Origin of the sequence: Streptomyces cucumeris (assembly GCF_024295805.1) — a bacterium.
Taxonomy (GTDB): domain Bacteria; phylum Actinomycetota; class Actinomycetes; order Streptomycetales; family Streptomycetaceae; genus Streptomyces; species Streptomyces cucumeris.
Window position 1 is genome coordinate 61913 of the sequence record NZ_JANCLX010000017.1, and the last position, 24149, is coordinate 86061.

General features: G+C 71.7%; 21 protein-coding genes and 1 tRNA gene. 8 read left to right on the forward strand and 14 right to left on the reverse strand.

The window, feature by feature from the left end:
* Nucleotides 1-406: 406 nt before the first annotated feature.
* Nucleotides 407-488 (reverse strand) — tRNA-Tyr (locus NMK44_RS23950).
* Nucleotides 489-677: 189 nt separating this feature from the next.
* Between NMK44_RS23950 and NMK44_RS23955 the strand changes: the two genes are divergently transcribed.
* Nucleotides 678-1166 carry a YajQ family cyclic di-GMP-binding protein gene (locus NMK44_RS23955; RefSeq protein WP_254746338.1) on the forward strand — a complete coding sequence of 163 codons (489 nt, stop codon included), beginning with the start codon at nt 678-680 and terminating at the stop codon, nt 1164-1166.
* 121 nt (nt 1167-1287) lie between these two features.
* On the opposite strand, the gene NMK44_RS23960 is transcribed toward NMK44_RS23955, so the two are convergent.
* The 13 genes from NMK44_RS23960 to NMK44_RS24020 all read right to left on the reverse strand — a co-directional run bounded on the left by NMK44_RS23960 (nt 1288) and on the right by NMK44_RS24020 (nt 13527).
* Nucleotides 1288-1842, reverse strand: coding sequence for a GNAT family N-acetyltransferase (locus tag NMK44_RS23960; protein ID WP_254746340.1), 555 nt, complete (start codon nt 1840-1842; stop codon nt 1288-1290).
* A 154-nt stretch (nt 1843-1996) separates the two neighbouring features.
* Complete coding sequence (locus tag NMK44_RS23965; RefSeq protein ID WP_254746342.1) at nt 1997-2389, reverse strand: YccF domain-containing protein; 393 nt, start codon at nt 2387-2389, stop codon at nt 1997-1999.
* A complete protein-coding gene (htpX, locus tag NMK44_RS23970) occupies nt 2386-3249 on the reverse strand; it encodes a zinc metalloprotease HtpX (RefSeq protein WP_254746344.1) in 864 nt (287 codons plus the stop codon). Before htpX ends, NMK44_RS23965 begins: the two co-directional genes overlap by 4 nt.
* A gap of 146 nt (nt 3250-3395) precedes the next feature.
* Nucleotides 3396-4979, reverse strand: coding sequence for an NADH-quinone oxidoreductase subunit N (locus NMK44_RS23975; protein WP_254746346.1), 1584 nt, complete (start codon nt 4977-4979; stop codon nt 3396-3398).
* Nucleotides 4979-6571 (reverse strand): complex I subunit 4 family protein, encoded by a 1593-nt coding sequence (locus NMK44_RS23980; protein WP_254746348.1) that lies wholly within the window; start codon nt 6569-6571, stop codon nt 4979-4981. Before NMK44_RS23980 ends, NMK44_RS23975 begins: the two co-directional genes overlap by 1 nt.
* Before the next feature lie 3 nt (nt 6572-6574).
* Complete coding sequence (locus NMK44_RS23985; protein ID WP_254746350.1) at nt 6575-8590, reverse strand: NADH-quinone oxidoreductase subunit 5 family protein; 2016 nt, start codon at nt 8588-8590, stop codon at nt 6575-6577.
* Complete coding sequence (gene nuoK / locus NMK44_RS23990; protein WP_254746352.1) at nt 8587-8988, reverse strand: NADH-quinone oxidoreductase subunit NuoK; 402 nt, start codon at nt 8986-8988, stop codon at nt 8587-8589. The genes NMK44_RS23985 and nuoK overlap by 4 nt, the downstream gene beginning before the upstream one ends.
* Nucleotides 8988-9644, reverse strand: coding sequence for an NADH-quinone oxidoreductase subunit J family protein (locus tag NMK44_RS23995; RefSeq protein WP_254746354.1), 657 nt, complete (start codon nt 9642-9644; stop codon nt 8988-8990). The genes nuoK and NMK44_RS23995 overlap by 1 nt, the downstream gene beginning before the upstream one ends.
* Nucleotides 9641-10243: a NuoI/complex I 23 kDa subunit family protein gene (locus NMK44_RS24000; protein ID WP_254746356.1), complete on the reverse strand. Its 603-nt coding sequence runs from the start codon at nt 10241-10243 to the stop codon at nt 9641-9643. Before NMK44_RS24000 ends, NMK44_RS23995 begins: the two co-directional genes overlap by 4 nt.
* A complete protein-coding gene (locus tag NMK44_RS24005; RefSeq protein WP_254746358.1) occupies nt 10243-11208 on the reverse strand; it encodes a complex I subunit 1/NuoH family protein in 966 nt (321 codons plus the stop codon). Before NMK44_RS24005 ends, NMK44_RS24000 begins: the two co-directional genes overlap by 1 nt.
* Nucleotides 11205-12488, reverse strand: a complete 1284-nt coding sequence (locus NMK44_RS24010; protein ID WP_254746360.1) for an NADH-quinone oxidoreductase subunit C — start codon at nt 12486-12488, stop codon at nt 11205-11207. Before NMK44_RS24010 ends, NMK44_RS24005 begins: the two co-directional genes overlap by 4 nt.
* Entirely contained in the window at nt 12485-13120 is a 636-nt protein-coding gene (locus NMK44_RS24015) for an NADH-quinone oxidoreductase subunit B (RefSeq protein WP_254746362.1), read from the reverse strand. The genes NMK44_RS24010 and NMK44_RS24015 overlap by 4 nt, the downstream gene beginning before the upstream one ends.
* Nucleotides 13111-13527: an NADH-quinone oxidoreductase subunit A gene (locus NMK44_RS24020; RefSeq protein WP_176181380.1), complete on the reverse strand. Its 417-nt coding sequence runs from the start codon at nt 13525-13527 to the stop codon at nt 13111-13113. Before NMK44_RS24020 ends, NMK44_RS24015 begins: the two co-directional genes overlap by 10 nt.
* Before the next feature lie 269 nt (nt 13528-13796).
* Here NMK44_RS24020 and NMK44_RS24025 point away from each other — a divergent pair, with 269 nt between their 5' ends.
* From NMK44_RS24025 to rarD, 7 genes are all read left to right on the forward strand, one after another.
* Nucleotides 13797-15032 (forward strand): sensor histidine kinase, encoded by a 1236-nt coding sequence (locus NMK44_RS24025; RefSeq protein WP_254746364.1) that lies wholly within the window; start codon nt 13797-13799, stop codon nt 15030-15032.
* A gap of 179 nt (nt 15033-15211) precedes the next feature.
* Entirely contained in the window at nt 15212-16555 is a 1344-nt protein-coding gene (locus NMK44_RS24030) for a sensor histidine kinase (protein ID WP_254746366.1), read from the forward strand.
* Between the two features lie 119 nt (nt 16556-16674).
* A complete protein-coding gene (locus NMK44_RS24035) occupies nt 16675-17334 on the forward strand; it encodes a LuxR C-terminal-related transcriptional regulator (protein WP_308358509.1) in 660 nt (219 codons plus the stop codon).
* Between the two features lie 299 nt (nt 17335-17633).
* Complete coding sequence (locus NMK44_RS24040; RefSeq protein WP_254746367.1) at nt 17634-19586, forward strand: 2-oxoacid:acceptor oxidoreductase subunit alpha; 1953 nt, start codon at nt 17634-17636, stop codon at nt 19584-19586.
* A complete protein-coding gene (locus NMK44_RS24045) occupies nt 19579-20658 on the forward strand; it encodes a 2-oxoacid:ferredoxin oxidoreductase subunit beta (protein WP_254746369.1) in 1080 nt (359 codons plus the stop codon). Before NMK44_RS24040 ends, NMK44_RS24045 begins: the two co-directional genes overlap by 8 nt.
* 133 nt (nt 20659-20791) lie before the next feature.
* A complete protein-coding gene (locus NMK44_RS24050; RefSeq protein ID WP_254746371.1) occupies nt 20792-22792 on the forward strand; it encodes an APC family permease in 2001 nt (666 codons plus the stop codon).
* A 132-nt stretch (nt 22793-22924) separates the two neighbouring features.
* Nucleotides 22925-24115 carry an EamA family transporter RarD gene (rarD, locus tag NMK44_RS24055; RefSeq protein WP_254746373.1) on the forward strand — a complete coding sequence of 397 codons (1191 nt, stop codon included), beginning with the start codon at nt 22925-22927 and terminating at the stop codon, nt 24113-24115.
* The last annotated feature ends 34 nt before the right edge of the window (nt 24116-24149 follow it).

The window sequence follows — 24149 nt, forward strand, 5'->3', positions numbered from 1 at the left end:
CCGGTGATGTCCGTCGCCGGAGCAATCACCCGAACGGTGGGGCCGGTGCCTCGGGCAGGACGGGGGCACTGGCGGGCCGATCCGCCGGGCGCGGGAAGCGGGGCGAGCCGCCTCGATGTCAGCGGCCTACCGCAGCCGGAGCCGAGCCCAACGGTGACGGTCGGAGAAGAAGACGGCGGCCCAAGCAGCAAGCGCCACCGAATGGTTGCCGGTGCGCCCATGAGGCGCGTGGAGTGTCTCCGCGTCGGCACGGAGAAGCGGGTGGCCGTCGTCCACAGCCCGCCCAGAGCTACTGGCGGAGAGCGGGCAGGAACGCTACGGAGCGTGACAGCACCCCGCTGCCGACGACAGGAACGACAACGGCCCCCGGCCGCGTTTCCGCAGCTCGGGGGCCGTCTTCCCAGTGTGGCGGCGCCAGGATTCGAACCTGGGTAGGCTAAGCCGACGGATTTACAGTCCGCTCCCATTGGCCACTCGGGCACACCGCCTGGGATGTGGCCAGGTGCTCCGCTCGCGCGTCGCTGCTCCCTGGCAACGACGTAAACAATACCTGATGCGGAGGGGTGGTTCGCCACCCGGTTGATCGCCTCTGGATCATGGCCGAGATCGCTAGGCTGGCTGGTGCGGTCCGTGGGGCCGTACCACTGACGGATCTACGTACGAGGAGCCAACTCAAGATGGCCGACTCCAGTTTCGACATCGTCTCGAAGGTCGAGCGGCAGGAGGTCGACAACGCTCTCAACCAGGCGAGCCGCGAGATCTCCCAGCGCTACGACTTCAAGAACGTCGGTGCCTCGATCGAGTGGTCGGGCGAGAAGATCGAGATGCGCGCCAACTCCGAGGAGCGGGTGAAGGCGATCCTCGATGTCTTCCAGTCCAAGCTGGTGAAGCGCGGGATCTCACTGAAGTCGCTGGACGCGGGCGAGCCGCAGGCGTCGGGCAAGGAGTACAAGATCTTCGCCTCCATCGAGGAGGGGATCACCCAGGAGAACGCGAAGAAGGTCGCCAAGATCATCCGCGATGAGGGCCCGAAGGGCGTCAAGGCGCAGGTGCAGGGCGAAGAGCTGCGGGTGTCGTCCAAGAGCCGCGACGATCTCCAGTCGGTGATCGCCCTGCTCAAGGGCAAGGACTTCGACTTCGCGCTCCAGTTTGTGAACTACCGCTAGACCCTCTCTGACCTGTGTGAATGCCACAGGGGCTCGTAGTGCCCACTGCGATGGGCGAGACCAGTGCTCCGCGCCGGACCGGCGCGGAGCACTGGTCGTGAGGGGCCGGGTACGGGGCCGCTCAGCGGAGGTCGAGGAGCAGCACGTCGTGGAGGTCAGCCCCCTGCCAGGGACGTGCCTCGCCGATCTTGCGGTAGCCCCACGCCCGGTATGCGGCCGACGCCGCCTTGGCGTCCGGGTGGACGTTGAGGATCACCCGCTCGGCCTCGATGCCGTCGAGCAGCGCCCGGTGCAGGCGGTGGGCGATGCCACGGCCTCGCCACGGACCGCGAACGGCGAGCTCCATGAGCCCGAAGGTGCGGTTCCCGGTCTCGCGCCGCATATCGTCGGGCACCGGCTCGGTCAGTTGGTCCCACCACCGTGTGTCGCGGCCCAGCGGGTAGCCGTACGCCATGCCGGCCGGCTCTCCGTCCTCGGTCCGGGCGAGGATGGCTCGGAAAGTGTCTTTGCGGGTCTGGGAACGGAAGCGGCGGAAGGTGGCGTCGACATCTTCCGCGGTCTCGTAGTACGGCGGTTCCGCGAAGGCTTCGGCGTAGATCAGCCGGATCGCGCCCTCGGCCCGCGCCGCGGCGCGCCCGTCCATTCGCTCGACAGTGATGGCTCCTGGCGTCGTCATGTCGTGCTCCCCCGGACGGTCCCGTCGATCCGCTCGCCACACTCCCGGAGAGCCCCGCTGTCGATGCGCCGACTTACGAGGCGAGCCGAGTTGGGCACCTCAAGTCCCGGTCCGTGCGCCCCTGGAGGGGCGCACCCGGCCTCAAGGCCCCGCCTCAGCGGCCCGCGAAGGGCTGGTCCGTGGGGACGATCTCGTGGCCCAGGGGGGTGAGGGAGATCGGGATGAGCTTGAAGTTGGCCAGGCCCAGCGGGATGCCGATGATCGTCAGGCACATCACGACGCCCGTGACGATATGGCCGAGCGCCAGCCACCAGCCCGCGAGGACGAGCCAGAGGACATTGCCCACGCAGGAGGGGGCGCCCGCGTCGCGGCGGGGGACGGCCATACGGCCGAAGGGCCAGAGGGCGAAGCCCGCGATGCGGAAGGAGGCGATCCCGAAGGGGATGCCGATGATGGTGATGCACAACAGCACACCGGCCAGGACATAGCCGAGGGCCATCCAGAGGCCGGCCAGGACCAGCCAGATGATGTTCAGGAGCGTCTTCATCGCTGGTTGCCTGCCATCTCCTCGAGGCGGGTGATGCGCTCCGCCATGGGCGGGTGGGTGGAGAAGAGCTTGGACATGCCGCCACCGGCGCCGAAGGGGTTGGCGATCATCATGTGGCTGGCGGTCTCCAGCCGGGGCTCAGGGGGCAGCGGAAGCTGCTTGGTGCCGGCGTCCAGTTTGCGGAGGGCGCTGGCGAGGGCGAGGGGGTCGCCGGTGAGCTGGGCGCCGGAGGCGTCCGCCTCGTACTCGCGGGAGCGGCTGACGGCGAGCTGGATCAGGGAGGCCGCCAGCGGGCCCAGGATCATGATCAGCAGCATGCCGAGAAAGCCGGGGCCCTCGTCGTCGTCGGACCGGCCGAAGGGGATCAGCCAGGCGAAGTTGACCAGGAACATCACCACGGTGGCGAGGGCACCGGCGATGGAGGAGATGAGGATGTCGCGGTTGTAGACATGGCTCAGCTCATGGCCGATCACCCCGCGCAGCTCACGCTCGTCGAGCAGCCGCAGGATGCCGTCGGTGCAGCACACCGCCGCGTTCCGCGGGTTGCGTCCGGTGGCGAAGGCGTTGGGCGCCTCGGTCGGGGAGATGTAGAGGCGAGGCATCGGCTGGCGGGCGGCCGTGGAGAGCTCACGGACCATGCGGTAGAGCTGGGGCGCCTCGAATTCGCTCACCGGGCGGGCGCGCATGGCGCGCAGGGCCAGCTTGTCGCTGTTCCAGTAGGCGTAGGCGTTGGTCGCGAGGGCGACGAAGACCGCGATGATCAGTCCCGTACGCCCGAAGAGACTGCCGATCACGATGATGAGCGCGGACAGTCCCCCGAGGAGTACGGCGGTCTTCAGCCCGTTGTGCCGGCGGTGCACGGTACGCCCTCCCAAGTAGTGCCGCGGGGGAACCTTCGGTCGGTTTCTCCACCTTCCAGTGGACCCTCCCGAACTGGTCAACGCCAGGTGAGGACCACTAGTTCCCTTGTGCACACCGCCGGGGCGGCAGACCGGTGAGGATCAGATCACAGCAGGGTGCCCGAGGCGAAGCGGAGCACGAGCTGGGGGGCGCCGGACAGGGCGATGCCGAGGACGGCGGCCAGGCCGATGGCGGCGGTGAGCGGGGCACCCGCCGTCCGGGGGAGGGCCGTCTCCCCCAAAGGGGCGTCGGCGGGGGCGTCGGCGGGAGTGCGGAAGAGCGCCGCGGTCCACTGGAGGTAGTAGTAGAGCGCGATCACCACGTTCACGGCCATCACCACGGCCAGCCAGCCCAGCCCGGCGTCGACGGCCGCGGAGAAGACGGCCACCTTGGCGAAGAGCCCGATGATGCCCGGGGGCAGTCCGGCCAGGCAGAGCAGGAAGAAGCCGAGGGCGAGGGCGGCGGCCGGGCGGGTGGCGTACAGACCGCGGTAGTCGGTGAGCCGGTTGCCCGGACGGGAACGGGCGACCAGGGCGGCCACGGCGAACGCGCCGAGGTTCACGGCCGCGTACATCAGGGCGTAGGCGACGGTGGAGCCCACGGCGTGGGAGATCTCCCGGTCGCTGTCCCCGTACCCGGCGGCGGCGATCGGCACCAGCAGGTAGCCCGCCTGTGCGACGGAGGACCAGGCGAGCAGCCGGACGGCGCTGAAGGGGCGCTCGGGGCGCTGGCGCAGCGCGGCGGCGTTGCCCGCGGTCATGGTCAGCGCGGCGAGGACGGCGACCACCGGGCCCCACACATCGGCGTAGGACGGGAAGGCGAGGACGGTCACCAGGATCAGACCGGAGAAGCCGACGGCCTTGCCGATGACGGAGAGGTACGCGGCGACCGGGACGGGCGCGCCCACATAGGTGTCCGGGACCCAGAAGTGGAAGGGGACGGCCGCGGTCTTGAACGCGAAGCCGACCAGGGTGAGCACCACGCCCGCCTGGGCGAGCGTGTCGAGCCGGGGGTCGACGTGGCCGAGGCCCTCGGCGATCCGGGAGAGGTGGAGGCTGCCGGTGGCGGCGTAGACGAAGCTGACGCCCAGCAGCATCACGGCGGTCGCGGTGACCGAGGAGAGGAAGAACTTCAGCGCGGCCTCGGAGGAGAGGCGGTCGCCGCGGCGCAGCCCGACCAGGGCGAAGGCCGGGAGGGAGGCCACCTCCAGGGCGATGACGAGGGTCGCCAGATCACGGGAGGCGGGCAGCAGGGCGGCGCCGGAGGCGGAGGAGAGCAGCAGGAACCAGAACTCGCCCGCGGGGAGTTTGAGATCCGCGATGTTGCTGATGGACAGCAGCGCGGTGAGCAGCGCCCCGCCGAGCACCAGGAACTGGATGACGAGCGCGAAGCTGTCGGCCGTGTAGCTGCACACCTCGGCGTCGGAGGTCAGGCAGAACGTGGAGCGGTCGCCGTCGAGCAGCGGCAGCAGGCTGAGCGCGGCCAGGGCCAGGCCCCCGATGGCCAGCGAACCCAGCAGCGGTTTGCGGTGCTCGGGCAGGAAGAGGTCGGCGACGAGGCAGACCAGGGCGGCCACGGCGGCGATGGTGGGCGGGGCGATGGCGAGCCAGTCGACCGACTGGACCAGGCTCCCGGCCAGCGCGGGGGCGTCCGCGGCGAGCCCGGAGGTGCCCGGGGCGATCGGGGTCATCACTTGCCTCCCGCGAGGAGCTGCTGCACGGCCGGGTCGCTGAGGCCGAGGAGGGCCGCGGGCCAGAGCCCGGTGAGGACGGTGAGGGCCACCAGGGGGCTCCATGCGGCGGCCTCGTGGCCGCGGACGTCGGCCAGGGCGGGCCGCGCCCCGGGTTCGGCGGGGTGCTGCCCGGGCTCGGCCGGGTGGTCGCCCATGCAGACGCGCCGGACCACGATGAGCATGTAGGCGGCGGTCAGCAGGGTGCCGAACCCGGCGAGCGCCATGAAGGTGAGGAACGCCGGGCGGCTGAGCCCCTCGGCGGGTTCGAACGCGCCGAACATGGCGAGCATCTCGCCCCAGAACCCGGCGAGTCCGGGCAGTCCCAGGGAGGCCACGGCGCCGAAGGCGAGCAGTCCGCCGAGGCGCGGCGCCCGTCCGTAGAGGGCCGCGCCGCTGCTGCCGGAGAGCTGGTCGAGGTCGGTGGTGCCGGTGCGGTCCTTGAGCGCGCCGACGAGGAAGAACAGCAGTCCGGTGATCAGGCCGTGGGCGATGTTGGCGAACAGCGCACCGTTGACCCCGGTGGGGGTGAGGGTCGCGATGCCCAGCAGTACGAAGCCCATATGGCCGACGGAGGAGTAGGCGATCAGCCGCTTGAGGTCGCCCTTGGCCCCGGAACGGGCCAGCGCCAGACAGGCCAGCGATCCGTAGAGGATGCCGATGACGGCGAACGCGGCGAGGTAGGGCGCGTAGGTGTGGGCACCGTCGGGGGTCATCGGCAGCACGATGCGGACCAGCCCGTAGGTGCCCATCTTCAGCAGGACGCCCGCCAGGAGGACGGAGCCGACGGTGGGGGCGGCGGTGTGGGCGTCGGGCAGCCAGCTGTGCAGCGGCCACATCGGGGCCTTGACGGCCAGTCCGGTGATGATGGCCAGGGCGGCGATCAGCTGGGTGGTGTGACTGAGCCCGGAGCCGTTGTCAGAGGCGAGCGCCACCATGTCGAAGGTGCCGCCCTTGAGCCCGACGAGCAGCAGGCCCAGCAGCATCACGACGGAGCCGAGCAGGGTGTAGAGGATGAACCGCCAGGCGGCGCGCTCGCGTTCGGCGCCTCCCCATCGGTGGATGAGGAAGTACATCGGGATGAGCACCATCTCGAACGCCAGGAAGAACAGCATCAGGTCGAGGACCGCGAAGCTGGCGAGGGTGCCGCCCTCCAGGAGCAGCAGCAGCGAGACGAACGCCTTCGGCGACCCCCCGGCGGGCGGGTTGAAGTAGCCGTAGAGCGCGCAGAGGAAGGTCAGCAGCGCGGTCAGCACCAGCAGCGGCAGGGAGACGCCGTCCACCCCGAGGTGGATACGGATGTCCAGCGCCGGGATCCAGCTGACGTCGGTCTGCGCCTGCATCCGGGCCGGTCGGTCGTGGTCGAACCCGGCGGTCAGGGCGATGGCGACGGCCAGCACCGCACCGGTGACGGTCACCCCGTGCCGGAGCACGGCCTGCTCGGGGCCGCGGCCGCGCAGCCCGGGCGGGGCCGGGAGCAGCGCGGCGACGGAGCCGAGCAGCGGCAGCACGACCAGGGCCAGGAGGAGGACTTGCAGGGCGGTGTGGTTCACGGGTCAGGCTCCCGCTGCGACGAGGACGGCGGCGACGGCCAGGACGAGGGAGCCCGCGAGCAGTGCGCCGAGGTAGGTCTGCACATTGCCGGTCTGGGCCCGGCGGACGGCGGCGCCGAACAGGCCGGGCGCGGCGGCGAAGCCGCGTACGTAGGTCTCGATGACCTCGCGGTCCAGGAAGCGGACGAGACCGGCGGCGGCGCGCACCGGGCGGACGAACAGCGCGCCGTAGACGGCGTCGAGGTGGAAGCCGGTGGCGGCGTGGCGGTGCAGCGGGCCGAGCAGGAGGCGGCCGGGGTCGGCCGGGTCGGGCGCGGCCGCGACGGAGCCGTAGGCGGCCTCGTGGGTGGCGATCGCCTCGGCCTCGGAGACGGCGTCGGCGGCGTCGGGGTGGGCGGCGACCGCGCCGAGCGGGACGCGGGCGGCGCGGGCGGAGGTGTGCCGCCAGGCGCCGTACATCACCAGGGCTCCGGCGAGCGCCATACCGGTGCCCAGGACGGAGGTGGTGAGGGTCGGGGTGAGGCTCTCGCCGTCGAACCAGTCGGGCAGGGCGCCGTAGCCCAGGCCGAACGCGGCGGTGGGCACGAACAGCACCCACAGCACGGCGTTCATGGCGACCGGCTGCTTCCCGTGGTCCGGGACGGGCTCGCCCTTGCCGTGGAAGGCCATCAGCCACAGCCGGGCGGCGTACCCGGCGGTGAGCAGGGCGGTGAGCAGTCCGGCGAGGAGGACGGTCCAGCCGACGCCCTCGGGGATGTCGGCGGTGTGGCCGGTGGCGGCGTGTTCGGCGGCGCCGAGCACGGCCTCCTTGGAGAAGAAGCCCGCGAAGGGCGGGATGGCGGCGAGCGCGAGCAGCGCGACCGTCACCGTCCAGAAGGCGTCCGGGATCCGCTTGGTGAGACCGCTCATCCGGGACATGGCGGCCAGCGAGTTGGTGCCGGCGGCGTGGATGATCACGCCCGCGCCGAGGAAGAGCAGCGCCTTGAACGCACCGTGCGCGATCAGGTGGAAGACGGCGGCGCCGCGGTCGCCGACGGCCAGCGCCCCGGTCATGTAGCCGAGCTGGCCGACCGTCGAGTAGGCGAGGACGCGTTTGATGTCGTCCTGGGCGAGCGCGGCGAGCGCGGAGCCGACCATGGTGACGGCCGCCATGACGGCGAGCACGGCGAGCGCGGCGGCGGAGGAGAGGAAGACGGGCAGCAGCCGGGCGATGAAGTAGACACCGGCGGCCACCATGGTCGCGGCGTGGATGAGCGCGGAGACCGGGGTGGGACCGGCCATCGCGTCGGGCAGCCAGGTGTGCAGCGGGAACTGCGCGGACTTGCCCGCGACCCCGGCGAGCAGCAGCAGCGCGATCAGGGTCGGATGGTCCAGCGGGGCGCCGGAGTCCGAGGTGAGCCGGGTGACGATACCGCTGATGCTGAAGGTGCCGGTGTCGCCCGCGAGGACGAAGAGGCCGATCAGGAACGGGACGTCGCCCAGCTTGGTGACCAGGAACGCCTTGAGGGAGGCGGACCGGGCGGCCGCGGTCTCCCAGTAGTGGCCGACCAGGAAGTACGAGCAGATGCCCATGATCTCCCAGCCGACCAGCAGCACGATGAGGTCGTCCGAGTAGACGACGAGCATCATCGCGGCGGTGAACAGGGAGACCAGCGCGGCGTAGGAGGAGTAGCGCGGGTCGTCGCGCAGATAGCCGGTCGAGTAGATCTGGACGCAGCAGGCCACCACCCCGACGAGGACCGCGACCAGGGCGGCGAACCCGTCGACGTTCAGGGCGAGGTCGACGGGGACCGAGCCGGTGTCGGCGAGCCGGGTCGAGGCGTGCAGGGGCGCGGTTCCGGAGCCCTCTCCCCCGCCCTGGCGCACGGCGACGAGGACGGCGAGCGCGGTCGCGGCCAGGGTGGGCAGCACGGCCAGCGGACGGACGAAACCGGGAGCGCGGCGGCCCGCCCCGAGGCCCACGAGGGCGCCGAGGAAGGGCAGCAGGGGGACGAGAACGGCGGCGGTCGTGGTCGTCACGCGGTCTGCCTCCGGACGGGAGTTGCCTCGTCGGCGCCGTTGTCGGTGGGGGCTGTCACGCTGTCGTCAGCCGCGGGGGTACCGGCCGGAGGGGGGTCGGCGAGGTCCCGGAGCCGGTCGACGTCGGCGGTGCCGCGGTTGCGGTGGACGAGGAGGACGATGGCGAGACCGATGCCGATCTCGGCGGCGGCGATGGCGATGGCGAACAGGGTGAGCGCCTGGCCCGCGTGCAGCGTGTCGCGGAGCCAGACGTCGAAGGCGACGAGGTTGAGGTTGACGGCGTTGAGCATCAGCTCGACCGACATCAGCACCAGGATCGCGTTGCGGCGGGCGAGCACGCCGTAGAGACCGGTGCAGAAGAGGAGGACGGCGAGGACGGCGGGGTAGGCGAGATGCATCAGCGCTTCTCCTTGCCGCGGGTGGGGGCGCCCTTGTCGCCGCCGGTGCCGCCGGTGCCAGTGGTGCCGCTGGTGCCGCCGGTGTCGCCGTTCCTGCGGGACAGGACGATCGCGCCGACGAGCGCGGCGAGCAGCAGCACGGACAGCGCCTCGAACGGCAGCACCCAGTGCCGGAAGAGGCTCTCGCCGGAGACGGCGGTGGAGCCCTGTACGCCCTTGTCGAGGTCGATCCAGGTGGTCCGGAAGGCGTCCACGACCACCCAGACCAGGGCGGCCGCGGCGGCGAGGGCCACCGCGAGCGCGGCCGGGCGGTTGCCCGAATCGGCGTCCGGCGAGCGGCCGATGGGCGCCTTGGTGAGCATCAGCCCGAAGAGGAGGAGGACCACGACGGAGCCGACGTAGATCAGCACCTGCACCCAGGCGATGAACTCCGCCGTCAGCAGCAGGTACTCCACGGCGAGTCCGCCGAGCGTGACCACCAGCCAGAGGGCGGCGTGCACGAGCTGCCGGGTGGTGACGGTGACGACGGCCGCGCCGAGGGTGGCCAGGCCGACCAGGAGGAACGCGATCTCCACACCGGTGGGCGACAGGAAGCCGTGGCCCGGGGCGGCGAGCCCGTGGCCGGTGGCCGCCGCGAGCTGGACTGCGGAACTCACGAGGCGGCTCCGTTCCCACGCGGAGTGTCGCCGGGGGTGTCGTTGTCCGCACCGGCGGCCTCGGCGGCCGCGGCCGCTTCCGCGGCGGCCAGCTTGTCGGCGGCCTTGCGGGCGGCGGCGATCTCCTTGGGCTCCTCCGCGGCCGGGTCGAGCGCGGGCGGCGCGGGCACCGTCCACATCCAGTCGCGGAGCTTGTCCCGCTCATGGGTGAGTTCGCGGATGTCGGTCTCGGCGTACTCGAACTCCGGCGACCAGAAGAGGGCGTCGAACGGGCACACCTCGATGCAGATACCGCAGTACATGCACAGTGCGAAGTCGATGGCGAACCGGTCCAGCACGTTCCGGCTGCGCTCCCGTCCGCCGGGGGCGGCCGGGGGCACCGTCTCCTTGTGGGAGTCGATGTAGATGCACCAGTCCGGGCACTCCCGGGCGCAGAGCATGCAGACCGTGCAGTTCTCCTCGAACAGCCCGATCACCCCGCGGGTGCGGGGCGGCAGTTCGGGCTGTGCGTCCGGATACTGCGCGGTGTGCGACTTCCGGGTCATCGTGCGCAGGGTGACGGCCAGGCCCTTGGCCAGACCGGAACCGGGGATGCCCATCAGGAGATCACCACCTTGACGACGCCGGTGAGGGCGATCTGGGCCAGCGAGAGCGGGATGAGGCAGGTCCAGGCGAACCGCTGGATCTGGTCCTCGCGCAGCCGCGGGTAGGTCACCCGCAGCCAGATCACCACGAAGGCGAGGACGGCCGTCTTCAGCAGGGTCCACAGCCAGCCGAGGTCGTCGGCGAACGGGCCGTGCCAGCCGCCGAGGAAGAGCACGGTGGTGAGCGCGCAGAGGATCACGATGCCCGCGTACTCGGCGAGCAGGAAGAGCGCGAAGCGCAGTCCGGTGTACTCGGTGTACGCACCGAAGATGATCTCGGAGTCGGCCACCGGGGCGTCGAACGGCGGACGCTGCAGCTCGGCCAGGCCCGCGGTGAAGAACACCACCCCGCCGACGATCTGCCAGGGCACCCACCACCACTCGAAGGCGTCGAGGATGCCGGGCAGCGAGACGGTGCCCGCGGCCATCGCCACGGACGCGGCGGTGAGCAGCATCGGCAGCTCATAGGCCATGAGCTGGGCGGCCGTCCGCAATCCACCGAGCAGCGAGAACTTGTTGGCCGAGGCCCAGCCCGCCATCAGCGAGCCCAGCACGCCGACGCCCATCACGGCGAGCACGAAGAAGATCCCGGCGTCCACGAACTGGCCGACCGCGCCCTCGGCGGGGCCGACCGGGATCGCGATGAGCACCAGGAGGTACGGGAGCAGCGCGACGGCGGGCGCGAGCTGGAAGATCCGCCGGTCCGCCCCGTTCGGGACGATGTCCTCCTTCTGCGCGAACTTCACGCCGTCCGCGACGAGCTGGGCCCAGCCGTGGAAGCCGCCCGCGTACATCGGTCCGAGACGGCCCTGCATATGGGCCATCACCTTGTGCTCGGTCTGTCCGACGAGCAGCGGGAGGACCAGGAAGGCGAGCAGCAGGGCGAGCAGTCGCAGCGCGACGTCGAGGACGTCGTTCACCCGGTGCCTCCTGGCTGGTCGTCGGTGGTGTTCTCGTCGGGGCGGGGGTCCTCGCCGGACGGGCGGGGTTGCTCCTCGGCCGCCGGTTTCGCGGTCTCCGGTTCCGCGGCCTCCGGTTTCGCGGTCTCCGGTTCCGCCGCGTCCTGCCGCTCGGCTTGCGCCGCATCGGCTGCCGGTTTCGCGGGCGCGGTATCGCCCGCGGACGTGTCGTCGTGGGCCGGGCGGGCGTGGTGCCAGGGGGCGTCGGAGGACCGCGTACGGCCCGCGGGCCGCTCGTCCGGAGCGGCTTCCGGCGCCGGGGCCTCCGGCGCGGCCGGGGCGGCGGCGTCCGAGGCCGGAGTCTCCGCACCCGGGATGCCGGTGGCCTCGGGGGCCTTCGTCTCGCGCTGGCTTGCCGAGCCCTCACCGGCGCTGCGCGCGCGGCGGGCCGGGCGCTCGGCCGGGGTCGTGGTCGCAGACGTCTCCGCCGTCGGCTCGGCCGCCGTGTCCGCCGCAGGCGTCTGCTGGCTCGCCGAGCCCGCGCTCGCCGTACGGGTGCGCCGCACCGGGCGCTCGCCCGCCGCACGGGCGCCACCGGCCGCGCGGGCGCCGCGGGCCGGACGGGCCGGGGCGGGCGGTAGCTGGCCCTTGAGCGGGCCCCATTCGTTGGGGTCGGGAACGCCGGGCGGCAGCATCTGCCGCCGCTTGGGACCGCCGTGGTCGGACTCCCCCGGCTCCTTCGCACCCGGCCACGCCTTGGCGACCCGGGCCGCCAGGACGAAGTCCTTGCGCAGCGGATGGCCCTCGAAACCGTCGGGGAGCAGCAGCGGCGCCAGATGGGGATGGCCGGTGAAGCCGATCCCGAACATCTCGTGGGTCTCCCGCTCGTGCCAGGCCGCACCGGCGTAGACACCGGTGGCGGTGGGCAGCGCGGGCGCGTCGTGCGGCACGGTGGTGCGGACCAGCAGGGTGCGCACCGCGGGGCCCGGGGCCCCCGGGGCACCGAGCGCGACGACGTACGCGGAGACACGGAACCCCGTACCCGGTTCGTCGACCGCGCTCAGCCAGTCGAAGTAGGTGCAGCCGAGGGTGTCGCGGGCCGTCTCCAGCGCCGCGGTCCAGGAGTCGGCGGGAACGTCCACGGTGAGCAGGCCGTACGCCTCCTCGGCCGTGGCGCCCTCGCCGAACAGCTCGGCGGCGGACCGCGGCAGCCAGCCCACGGGCGGCGCGGCGGCCGGGGCCTGATCGGCCGGCGCCGTCTCCTCCGGGGGCTCGGTCGGTTCGGGTCGCTGCTCGGTCATGGGGTGTCTTCCTGCGCCGGAGGCTGCTGCGGAGCCTGCTGCGGGGGCGTGACCAGGCTGCTGCGGAGGGCGGCCGTGGAGGGCCGGCCCGCGGCGGCGTCCGCTCCGTAGCGCTCGCCCAGCGACTCCCGGGCGATCTTCTCCTGGAGCTTGAGGATGCCCTGGAGCAGGGCCTCCGGCCGGGGCGGGCAGCCGGGGACGTAGACGTCGACGGGGATGATCTGGTCGACGCCCTTGGTCACCGAGTACGAGTCCCAGTACGGGCCGCCGCAGTTGGAGCAGGCCCCGAAGGAGATCACGTACTTCGGTTCCGGCATCTGCTCGTACAGCCGCTTCACCGCGGGCGCCATCTTGTCCGTGACCGTGCCGGACACGACCATCAGGTCGGCCTGGCGCGGCCCCGGCGCGAAGGGGATCACGCCGAGCCGGATGAAGTCATGGCGGGCCATGGAGGCCGCGATGAACTCGATGGCGCAGCAGGCCAGCCCGAAGTTGAAGACCCACAGGCTGTAGCGGCGGCCCCAGTTCAGGACCACCTTCATCGGCTCGGGGGCCAGCCGGGCGAGCGCGCCGAGGCGGCGGGGCTCCGGCAGGTCCACCGGGGTCGGCGTCGGGGTCGGTGTCACGTCCATTCCAGGACGCCCTTCTTCCATGCGTACAGCAGACCTACGGCGAGGAACCCGAGGAAGATGAACATCTCCACCAGCGTGGCGGCACCGAAGCCGGGCGCGGCGAAGACCGTCGCCCACGGGAACAGGAAGATCGAGTCCACCGCGAAAATCACATACAGAAAAGCGTAGACGTAGTAGCGGACCTGGGTGTGTGCCCAGCCCTCGCCCACGGGGTCCACACCGCATTCGTACGTCAGCAGTTTCTCGGGTGTCGGCACCACGGGGCGCAGCAGCCGCCCGGCCCCGAAGGCCACGGCGACGAAGATCACCCCGACCGCTCCGAGCAGACCGACCACCGCGTATCCGTGGAAGTAGTCGGCCGCGAGCTGGACGCTGGTGGTGGTGCGCACGGTCGTCGCCTCCGGCACGTCCGCCCCTCGCTCCCTGATCCTGGCTTTCTGGCCTGCTCCTCGTCGACCTCGTGTGTTCGACGATCCGTACGGACCGGAGTCTAGGCCCTGACGGTCCCCGGCTGATCCGCCCGTCCGGCATGCGGCGGGGGCGGACCCGGCGCACGGTGGTGCCGCGGGTGGCGGGGCTGGGGGGATACGTCCCGCATCCGGTGGGGTTAGCCCTACGTCCGTCCGGCGACGGACCCCATGGCGCGGGACCTCCGGGCCCGGCACTCTTGGCTGCTATGACCTCCCGTTCCTCCGGTTCTTCCGGTTCCTCCGGCGCAGCCGCCGGTGCCGCCGTGGACGGCGCCGCGAGCGGCGCCGATGAGCGCCTGCCCCGGCCGCCCGCCGTCGCCTATCCCGCGCAGACATGGAAGGAGATCGCCCATCTGCTGCTGAACCTGCCGGTGGGCATCGTCGGCTTCGTCTACGCCGTCGTCTGGATGTCCGTGGGCGTGGGTCTCTCGGTCACGGTGGTGGGACTGCCGCTGCTGGCCTTCGGACTGATCGGCGGGCGGCTGTTCGGCCGGTTCGAGCGGGCGCGCGCCAGGGCGCTGCTCTCCCTGCGGGTGGACGAGCCCAGCCCGCTGCCGCACGTACGGGGCCAGAGCTTCTTCGGCTGGCTGTGGACGAGTCTGCGGGACCCGGTGGGCTGGCGCAGCGGGCTGTACGCCCTGATCCGGCTGCCCTGGGATGTGGTCACCTTCGCCATCGCGCTGACCTCGCTGTTCGTCGCCTGGCCGGTGCTGCCCTGGGTCGCCCGCGCGCTCACCAACGTGGACCGGGCGCTGGTGCGCGGACTGCTGTCGCCGTCGGACGAGCTGGAGCGGCGGATCGCGGAGCTGGAGGAGGACCGGGGCACGGTGGTGGACACCGCCGCGGCCGATCTGCGCCGGATCGAACGCGATCTGCACGACGGGGCCCAGGCCCGGCTGGTGGCGCTGGCGATGGGTCTCGGTCTGGCGAAGGAGAAGCTGGAGGAGGACCCGGAGGCCGCGGCCAGAATGGTCGACGAGGCCCACGGCGAGGTGAAACTCGCCCTCCAGGAACTGCGGGACCTCGCCCGCGGTATCCACCCCGCCATCCTCACCGACCGGGGGCTCGGCCCGGCGCTCTCGGCGCTGGCCGCCCGCTGCACCGTGCCGGTCACCGTCACCGTCGACCTCCCCCAGCGCCCCGCACCCGCCATCGAGGGCATCGCCTACTTCACCGTCTCCGAACTCCTCCAGAACATCAGCAAGCACAGCGCCGCCCGGACGGCGACGGTGGAGATGTGGCACGCGGACCGCAGACTGCTGTTCCAGGTGCGGGACGACGGACGCGGCGGGGCGAGCCCGGCCGGGGGCAGCGGACTGGCGGGTCTTGCCGAGCGGCTGGGCTCGGTCGACGGACTGTTCACGGTGGAGTCGCCGCCCGGCGGGCCGACGACGATCACCGCCGAGCTGCCGTGGCGGGACCGCGTCCCGGCGCCGCACTGAGGAGACCCGCTGAGGCTGCCGCGCACCGCGGGAGGTGGGGCTAACCCCCGGGTGAAGACGCCCACCTCCCCGATGGCCCGGCCCGGCGCGCTCCGGAAGCCTGGACGCACACGGACGACGCACCCACTTCAGCCGGTGCGCCGGGACACCCGGCGCCGGGAGGACGGACGGACACCACGATGGCCACCGCATACGGACCGTACGGGCCCGGGGCCGCGCCCCACGGCAGCCTCGGCGCGGCGCTGCGGGCGCCGTTCCATGGCCGCGTCTGGCGCGAACTCCTCTATCTGCTGATCAGCCTGCCGATGGCCGTCGTCTCCTTCGCCTACACGGTCACGATGATCTCGCTCGGCGTCGGGCTGCTGATCACCTTCCTCGGTATCCCGGTGCTCGGTGTCGCCCTCGCCGGCTGCCGCGCCCTGGGCTACGTGGAGCGGGCGCGGGCCCGGGGGCTGCTCGGTCTGGTGGTGGCCGATCCCGGACCGCCGCGCCCCCGGAACGGCAAGGACGGCCGTCGCGGGACCGGTCCGCTGGCGTGGGTCGGGGCGGTCCTCAAGAGCGGCACGTCCTGGCGCCACGCGCTGTACGCGGTGCTCCATCTGCCGTGGGCGGTCTTCGCGTTCGTCGTCGGGACCGTTCTCTTCTCCTACGGCTGGGGCTTCGTCACCTATCCGCTGTGGCGCTGGGTCTTCCCCGCCTTCACCGACCGGCCCGGCCTCCAGCTCTGGGGCGACCACGACGGGAACGCCTTCTACCTGGACACCCCGCTGGAGATCGCCGCGACCTGTGTGATCGGGGCGGTGGTGCTGCTGCTGACCCCGCCGACGGTCCACGGGCTCACCTCGGTCGACCGGCTGATGGTGGCCGGGCTGCTGGGCCCCTCCCGGCTGGCCAGCCGGGTCTGGGAGCTGGAGGAGGACCGGGGCACGGTGGTGGACACCGCCGCGGCCGATCTGCGCCGGATCGAACGCGATCTGCACGACGGCGCCCAGGCCCGGCTGGTCTCCCTCGCCATGGACCTCGGGCTGGCCAAGGAGAAGCTGGAGGAGGACCCGGAGGCCGCGGCCAGAATGGTCGACGAAGCCCACGGCGAGGTGAAACTCGCCCTCCAGGAACTCCGCGACCTCGCCCGCGGCATCCACCCCGCCATCCTCACCGACCGCGGACTCGGCCCGGCGCTCTCCGCACTCGCCGCCCGCTGCACCGTGCCGGTCACCGTCACCGTCGACCTCCCCCAGCGCCCCGCACCCGCCATCGAGGGCATCGCCTACTTCACCGTCTCCGAACTCCTCCAGAACATCAGCAAACACAGCGCCGCCCGGTCCGCCGAGGTGGATGTCTGGCGGGCCGCGGACCGGGTGATGCTCCAGGTCACCGATGACGGCCGGGGCGGAGCCCACACGTCCGCGGATTCCGGGCTGGCAGGTCTTGCCGAACGGCTCGACGCGGTGGACGGCATCCTCGTCGTCCACTCCCCCGCCGGCGGCCCGACCGCGGTCACCGCCGAGCTGCCCTGGCGCTGAGCACCGGCGCTCCCCGCCCACCCCCGTCCCGCCGGGTCCGCGCGACGCGGGCGTCCGAATCCTGGGATGCTGGTCCCGACGAACCGAGCGAACGGGGGCCGTGCATCGTGGAGGACAGAGTGCGGGTGGTCATCGCCGAGGATTCGGTGCTGCTGAGGGAGGGACTGACCCGGCTGCTGACCGACCGTGGGCATGAGGTGGTCGCGGGGGTGGGCGACGCCGACGCGCTGATCAAATCGATCCGCGAGCTGGCGGACGAGGGCGCGCTGCCGGATGTGGTGGTCGCCGATGTGCGGATGCCGCCCACCCATACCGACGAGGGGGTGCGGGCCGCCGTCCGGCTGCGCCGCGACCATCCGGGACTGGGTGTGCTGGTGCTGTCACAGTACGTGGAGGAGCAGTACGCCACGGAGCTGCTGGCGGGCAGCAGCCACGGGGTGGGCTATCTGCTGAAGGACCGGGTGGCCGAGGTCCGCGAGTTCGTGGACGCCGTGGTGCGGGTCGCCCGGGGCGGCACCGCACTCGACCCGGAGGTGGTCGCCCAGCTCCTGGGCCGCAGCCGCAAACAGGACGTGCTGGCCGGGCTCACCCCGCGGGAGCGGGAGGTGCTGGGGCTGATGGCCGAGGGCCGGACGAACTCGGCCATCGCCCGGCAGCTCGTGGTGAGCGACGGGGCGGTCGAGAAGCACGTCAGCAACATCTTCCTGAAGCTGGGGCTGTCCCCGAGTGACGGGGATCACCGTCGAGTGCTCGCGGTGCTCACGTATCTCAGGTCCTGACCGGCCGATCAGAACCGGTGAGCACCGCTGTGACCTGCCGTCAGGCCCCTGGACGGGGTGGGGGTGTGCACCGGGGGCCCGGCGCTGAAGCGAGGCCAAAGGCTGAACGGGGGATCAGCGGAAATGACAACACGGGGGAGGGGGCACGTTATGTCAAACCATGACATAAAGGGTTCATATAGCGACGTCCACCATGTGATCCGGCCAAGGAAGGCGACCCTTACCGACGTACGATGGTCATGGGACAACCGGTCGGCACCGACTGTCCAGGAGCGCCGCCTCGAAGGAGGTCCGAAGCAGTGACCAGCCAGGTCAGTAGCCCGGCCGAGCAGGCCGAACCAGCCGATCAGCAGGGCGGGCCCGGGTCCGCCGGGGAGCGGCGAACACCGGACGGCGGTAAGGAAATCCGCCGTCTGGACCGCGTGATCATCCGGTTCGCGGGTGACTCGGGCGACGGTATGCAGCTCACCGGCGACCGGTTCACCTCCGAGACGGCGTCGTTCGGCAACGACCTGTCCACCCTTCCGAACTTCCCGGCGGAGATCCGTGCCCCCGCCGGCACGCTGCCGGGAGTCTCCAGCTTCCAGCTCCACTTCGCCGATCACGACATCCTCACCCCCGGCGACGCCCCCAATGTGCTGGTCGCCATGAACCCGGCCGCGCTCAAGGCCAACCTGGGCGATGTGCCGCGCGGCGCCGAAATCATCGTGAACACCGATGAGTTCACCAAGCGCCCGATGGCGAAGGTGGGCTATGCGACCAGTCCGCTGGAGGACGGGTCGCTCGACGGCTACAGCGTCCACCCGGTACCGCTGACCACTCTGACCATCGAGGCCCTGAAGGACTTCGGGCTGTCCCGGAAGGAGGCGGAGCGCAGCAAGAACATGTTCGCGCTCGGCCTGCTGTCGTGGATGTACCACCGGCCCACCGAGGGCACCGAGACATTCCTGCGCCAGAAGTTCGCCAAGAAGCCGGAGATCGCGGAGGCCAACGTCGCCGCGTTCCGGGCGGGCTGGAACTTCGGCGAGACCACCGAGGACTTCGCCGTCTCCTACGAGGTGGCCCCGGCGACCACCGCCTTCCCGGCGGGCACCTACCGGAACATCTCCGGGAACCTGGCGCTGTCCTACGGGCTGATCGCGGCCTCCCGCCAGGCCGATCTGCCGCTGTTCCTGGGGTCGTACCCGATCACCCCGGCCTCCGACATCCTCCACGAGCTGTCGCGCCACAAGAACTTCGGGGTGCGCACCTTCCAGGCCGAGGACGAGATCGCGGGCATCGGGGCCGCGCTGGGCGCCGCCTTCGGCGGAGCGCTGGCCGTGACCACCACCTCCGGCCCCGGAGTGGCGCTGAAGTCCGAGACCATCGGGCTCGCGGTGTCGCTGGAGCTCCCGCTGCTGATCGTCGACATCCAGCGCGGCGGGCCGTCCACCGGACTGCCCACCAAGACCGAACAGGCCGATCTGCTCCAGGCCATGTACGGGCGGAACGGCGAGGCGCCGGTGCCGATCGTGGCTCCGCGCACCCCGGCCGACTGCTTCGACGCCACCCTGGACGCGGCCCGGATCGCGCTGGCCTACCGCACCCCGGTCTTCCTGCTCTCCGACGGCTACCTGGCCAACGGCTCGGAGCCGTGGCGGATCCCGGAGATCGACGATCTGCCCGATCTGCGGGTGCAGTTCGCGACCGGGCCCAACCACGTACAGGCCGACGGCACCGAGGTGTTCTGGCCGTACAAGCGCGACCCCGAGACCCTCGCCCGCCCCTGGGCCGTGCCCGGTACGCCCGGTCTGGAGCACCGCATCGGCGGGATCGAGAAGCAGGACGGCACCGGCAACATCTCGTACGACCCGGCCAACCACGACCACATGGTCCGCACCCGCCAGGCCAAGGTGGACGGCGTCCGGGTCCCCGACCTCGAGGTGGACGACCCCACCGGTGACGCCCGCACCCTGGTGCTGGGCTGGGGTTCGACCTACGGGCCCATCACCGCCGCGGTCCGCCGGGTGCGGGGCGCGGGCGACCGGATCGCCCAGGCCCATCTGCGCCACCTCAACCCCTTCCCGGCCAACCTCGGGAAGGTGCTGGAGGGTTACGACAAGGTGGTCGTGCCCGAGATGAACCTGGGCCAGCTCGCCACCCTGATCCGCGCCCGCTACCTCGTCGACGCCCGCTCTTTCACCCAGGTCAACGGCATGCCGTTCAAGGCCGAGCAGCTGGCTGCGGCCCTCAAGGAGGCCATCGATGACTGAGACCGTCGCACACGGAATGCCCGGCATCGAGGCGCTCTCGCTGGTCTCCAAGGCCGAGGCCAAGCAGTCCATGAAGGACTTCAAGTCCGATCAGGAAGTGCGCTGGTGCCCCGGCTGCGGCGACTACGCGATCCTGGCCGCCGTCCAGGGCTTCATGCCCGAGCTCGGCCTGGCCAAGGAGAACATCGTCTTCGTCTCCGGTATCGGCTGCTCCTCCCGCTTCCCGTACTACATGAACACCTACGGGATGCACTCCATCCACGGCCGCGCCCCCGCCATCGCCACCGGTCTCGCCGCCTCCCGCCGCGATCTGTCGGTGTGGGTGGTCACCGGTGACGGCGATGCGCTGTCCATCGGCGGCAACCACCTGATCCACGCCCTGCGGCGCAACGTCAACCTGAAGATCCTGCTGTTCAACAACCGCATCTACGGGCTGACCAAGGGGCAGTACAGCCCGACCTCAGAGGTCGGCAAGATCACCAAGTCCACGCCGATGGGCTCGCTCGACGCGCCCTTCAACCCGGTGTCGCTGGCGCTGGGGGCCGAGGCGAGTTTCGTCGCCCGCACGGTGGACTCCGACCGCAAGCACCTCACCGAGGTGCTGCGGCAGGCCGCCGCCCACCCGGGCACCGCGCTGGTGGAGATCTACCAGAACTGCAACATCTTCAACGACGGCGCCTTCGAGGTCCTCAAGGACAAGCAGCAGGCCGAGGAGGCGGTCATCCGGCTGGAGCACGGCCGGCCCATCCGCTTCGGCGCCGACCAGGACAAGGGCGTGGTGCGCGACCAGGCCACCGGCGATCTGGAGGTGGTCACGGTCACCCCGGAGAACGAGCACCGGATCCTGGTCCACGACGCCCACGCCGACTCCCCCACCACCGCCTTCGCGCTGTCGCGGCTGGCCCACCCCGACACCCTGCACCACACCCCCATCGGGGTGCTGCGCTCCGTGGGGCGGCCGGTCTACGACACCGATATGGCCACCCAACTCGACGCCGCCGTCGAGCAGAAGGGCAAGGGCGATCTCGGCGCGCTGCTCGCCGGGAACGACACCTGGACCGTCGTCGGCTGAGCCGGTCCCCTCGCTCCGCCCGCCCCCGCGGCCGCTCAGGCGTCCGCGGGGGCGTTCGTACGTACGGGCGCAGGCGGCCGCCCGGCCGGAGCGTCGGCCCGCGGCCCGGCCGGGCAGCCGCTCTCATAAGCCCATGTCCGACACCGCCGCCCCGCTCCAGCCGCCCGACCGCCTCGGCTACCGCGTCAAACGGCGTCTGCTCGGCCCGCCCCTGGTCACCGAGCGCATCCGGCGGGAGAAGCTGCGCAACCCCGTCGCCCTGGGCGTGCTCGCCTCGGACTGCATCTCCTCCACGGCCTACGGCAGCGAGGAGATGCTGCGGGTGCTGGTGCCCGTCATCGGGGTCGCGGCGTTCACCCTGATCCTGCCGGTCACCGGGTCGATCCTGCTGGTGCTGCTCCTGCTGACGCTCTGCTACAGCGATGTGGTGACGATCTACACCCGCGCGGGCGGTTCGTACATCGTGGCCCGGGAGAACCTCGGCCCCGACATCGCGCAGATCGCCTCGGTCGCGCTGCTCGTCGACTACATCGTCACCGTCGCCGTCCAGGTCTCGGCCGGAACCAACGCGATCATCTCCTTCGCCCATCTGCTGGGCGACTCCTGGACCGGTCTCGACCACCTCCAACTGCCCCTGAGCGCCCTGGTGATCGTGATCCTGGCCTACGGCAACCTGCGCGGACTGCGCGAGGCGGGACGGGTCTTCGCGGTCCCCGCTTATCTGTTCATGCTCGCCGTCGGGCTGATGCTGGTGATCGGGGTGGTCCGCGGCCTGACCGGACAGCTACCGCACGCCGATGTGCACGCCGCGGGCGCGGTACCGCTCGGGGACCCGGGCGACGGACTGCTCTACGGCGCCTCGCTCTTCATCGTGCTGCGCTCCTTCGCCAACGGCGGCTCCTCGCTCACCGGTCTGGAGGCGATCTCCAACGGGGTGTCCGTCTTCCGGGAGCCGCAGGGGGTCAACGCCCGCCGCACGCTGGTCGCGATGAGCTGTGTCCTGGGCACCCTGGTGCTGGGCGTCTCGGCGATGGCCCACTTCACCCATGCCATCCCCTACCGGGACGGCACCCCGACGGTGCTCGCCCAGGAGGCCCATCTGGTCTTCGGCGACGGGGTGCCGGGCGCGCTGGGGCTGGCGTTCGTCCAGCTCTCGACCGCGCTCATCCTCTACACCGGCGCCAACACCCCGTTCACCGGCTTCCCCTTCCTGGCCAGCTTCGTCGCCGAGGACCGCTTCCTGCCCCGGCAGCTCACCCGGCGCGGTCACCGGCTGGCGTTCTCCAACGGGATCATCTCGCTGGCGGTGGTGGCACTCGTCCTGCTGGTGGTCACGGACGCCAATGTGGACCGGCTGGTGGCGCTGTACGCGATCGGGGTGTTCACCGCGTTCACCATGGCCGGGGCCGGGCTGACCGCGTATCACCTGCGGCGCAGGGAGCGGGGCCGCCGGTGGAAGGTCGCGGTCAACCTGACCACCGCGGTCGTCTCCGCCGCGGTGGTGCTGATCTTCGCGGTCACCAAGTTCACCGAGGGCGCCTGGCTGGTCGTGGTGGTCTTCCCGCTGGGGGTCTGGGCACTGATCCGGATCAACCGCGAGTACCGCGCGGAGGTGGCGGCCCTGGAGGAGGTCCCGAGCCTCGGTGACGACACCTCACGCTGGCGCCGCCATGTGGTGTACGTGCTGGCGGACAGCATCGACCTCGCCACGGTCGAGGCGCTGCGCTACGCCCATGAGCTGCGGCCCGACGAGGTGCGGGCGCTGCACGTCATGGTCGACGAGGCCCATGCCCGCAGGCTGATGACCCGCTGGGAGCAGACCGCCGGGGTGACCGTGGCGCTGGAGGTCGTGGAGTGCCCGGACCGGCGGCTGCGCCATACGGTCATGGAGCTGGCGGCCCGCACCACGGAGGACGGCCGGACCGCGCTGACCCTGCTGGTGCCGCGCCGCACCTACTCCTCACCGCTGGGCAAGCTGCTGCACCGGGGGACGGCGGAGGCGCTGGCGAAGGCGCTGGAGCATCTGCCGGGGGTGGCGGTGACGATCCTGCCGTTCGACGTGGGGCGGGCGGTGCGGACGATCGGGCGGCGCCGGAAGGGGACACGCAACCGGTCGCGGAACCGGTCGCGCTGAGGACCGTCACGGGTGTCATCGGCCACCCCCGCCCCTGTCATCACCGTATCCATGGAACGGGAATGACAGGCGGCCTCCCGGGCGCTACCTTCGTGACGTCGCCAGGGACATCCACCAGGTCGGGGAGGGGTTATGAAACCGCAGCAACAGGACCGCGCGGGGCTCCTCTACGGCTTCGCCGCGTACGGCATGTGGGGGCTGGTACCACTCTTCTGGCCGCTTCTGGAGCCGGCGGACGCGGTGGAGATCCTCGCCCACCGGATGGTGTGGTCGCTGGCGGCCGTCGGGCTGCTCCTGCTCGTGCTGCGCCGCTGGGCCTGGATCCGGCCGCTGCTGCGGCAGCCCCGGCGGCTGGGCCTGATCGCGATCGCCGCGAGTGTGATCTCGGTCAACTGGGGTCTGTACATCTGGGGCGTCAACAGCGGACATGTCGTCGAGACCGCCCTCGGCTACTTCATCAACCCGCTGGTCAGCATCGCCTTCGGGGTGCTGCTGCTGCGGGAGCGGCTGCGGCCCGCGCAGTGGGCGGCGGTCGGCGTCGGCGCGCTGGCCGTGGTGGTGCTCTCCATCGGCTACGGCAAACTGCCGTGGATCGCGCTCACCCTGGCCTTCTCCTTCGCCACCTACGGGCTGGTGAAGAAGCGGGTCGGGCTGGGCGGACTGGAGTCGCTGGCCGCGGAGACCGCCGTGCAGTTCCTGCCCGCGCTCGGCTTCCTGCTGTTCCTCGGGTCGCGCGGTGACTCCACCTTCGGCAGCGAGGGGGCGGGCCACTCGGCGCTGCTGGCGAGCTGCGGTGTGATCACCGCGCTGCCGCTGATCTGCTTCGGGGCGTCCGCGGTGCGGCTGCCGCTGTCGACGATCGGGATGCTCCAGTACATCGCGCCCGTCTTGCAGTTCACCCTGGGCCTGGTGGTCTTCCATGAGTCGATGCCGCCCGAGCGGTGGGCGGGCTTCGGGCTGGTCTGGCTGGCGCTCACCCTGCTGACCTGGGACGCGCTGCACACCGCACATCGGGCGCGGCGGGAGCTCGCCCGGGCCGCCGCACGGGCGGAGCGGTCCCCCGCCGCCTCCGACACCGACCCCGCGTCCCCGCCCACTTCCGGTTCCGCTTCCGGCTCGGTCTCCGACTCCGGTTCTGGCTCCGGTTCCGTGGACGAGGTCCCGGTGGCCCTGGCGGAAGCCGCCGCCGGGGTGGTGCCCGATGTCATCCCGGGCGCCGGTCCCGAGTCCGCCTCCGACGCCATACCCGACCTCACCATGGACATCACCCCGGGCACCCCCGGCACTCCCGGGAAGCACGGCGGCTCGATATCCGGCGGCTGATGTCCGGTTTCCGCTCTTGACGCGGAGTCATGGC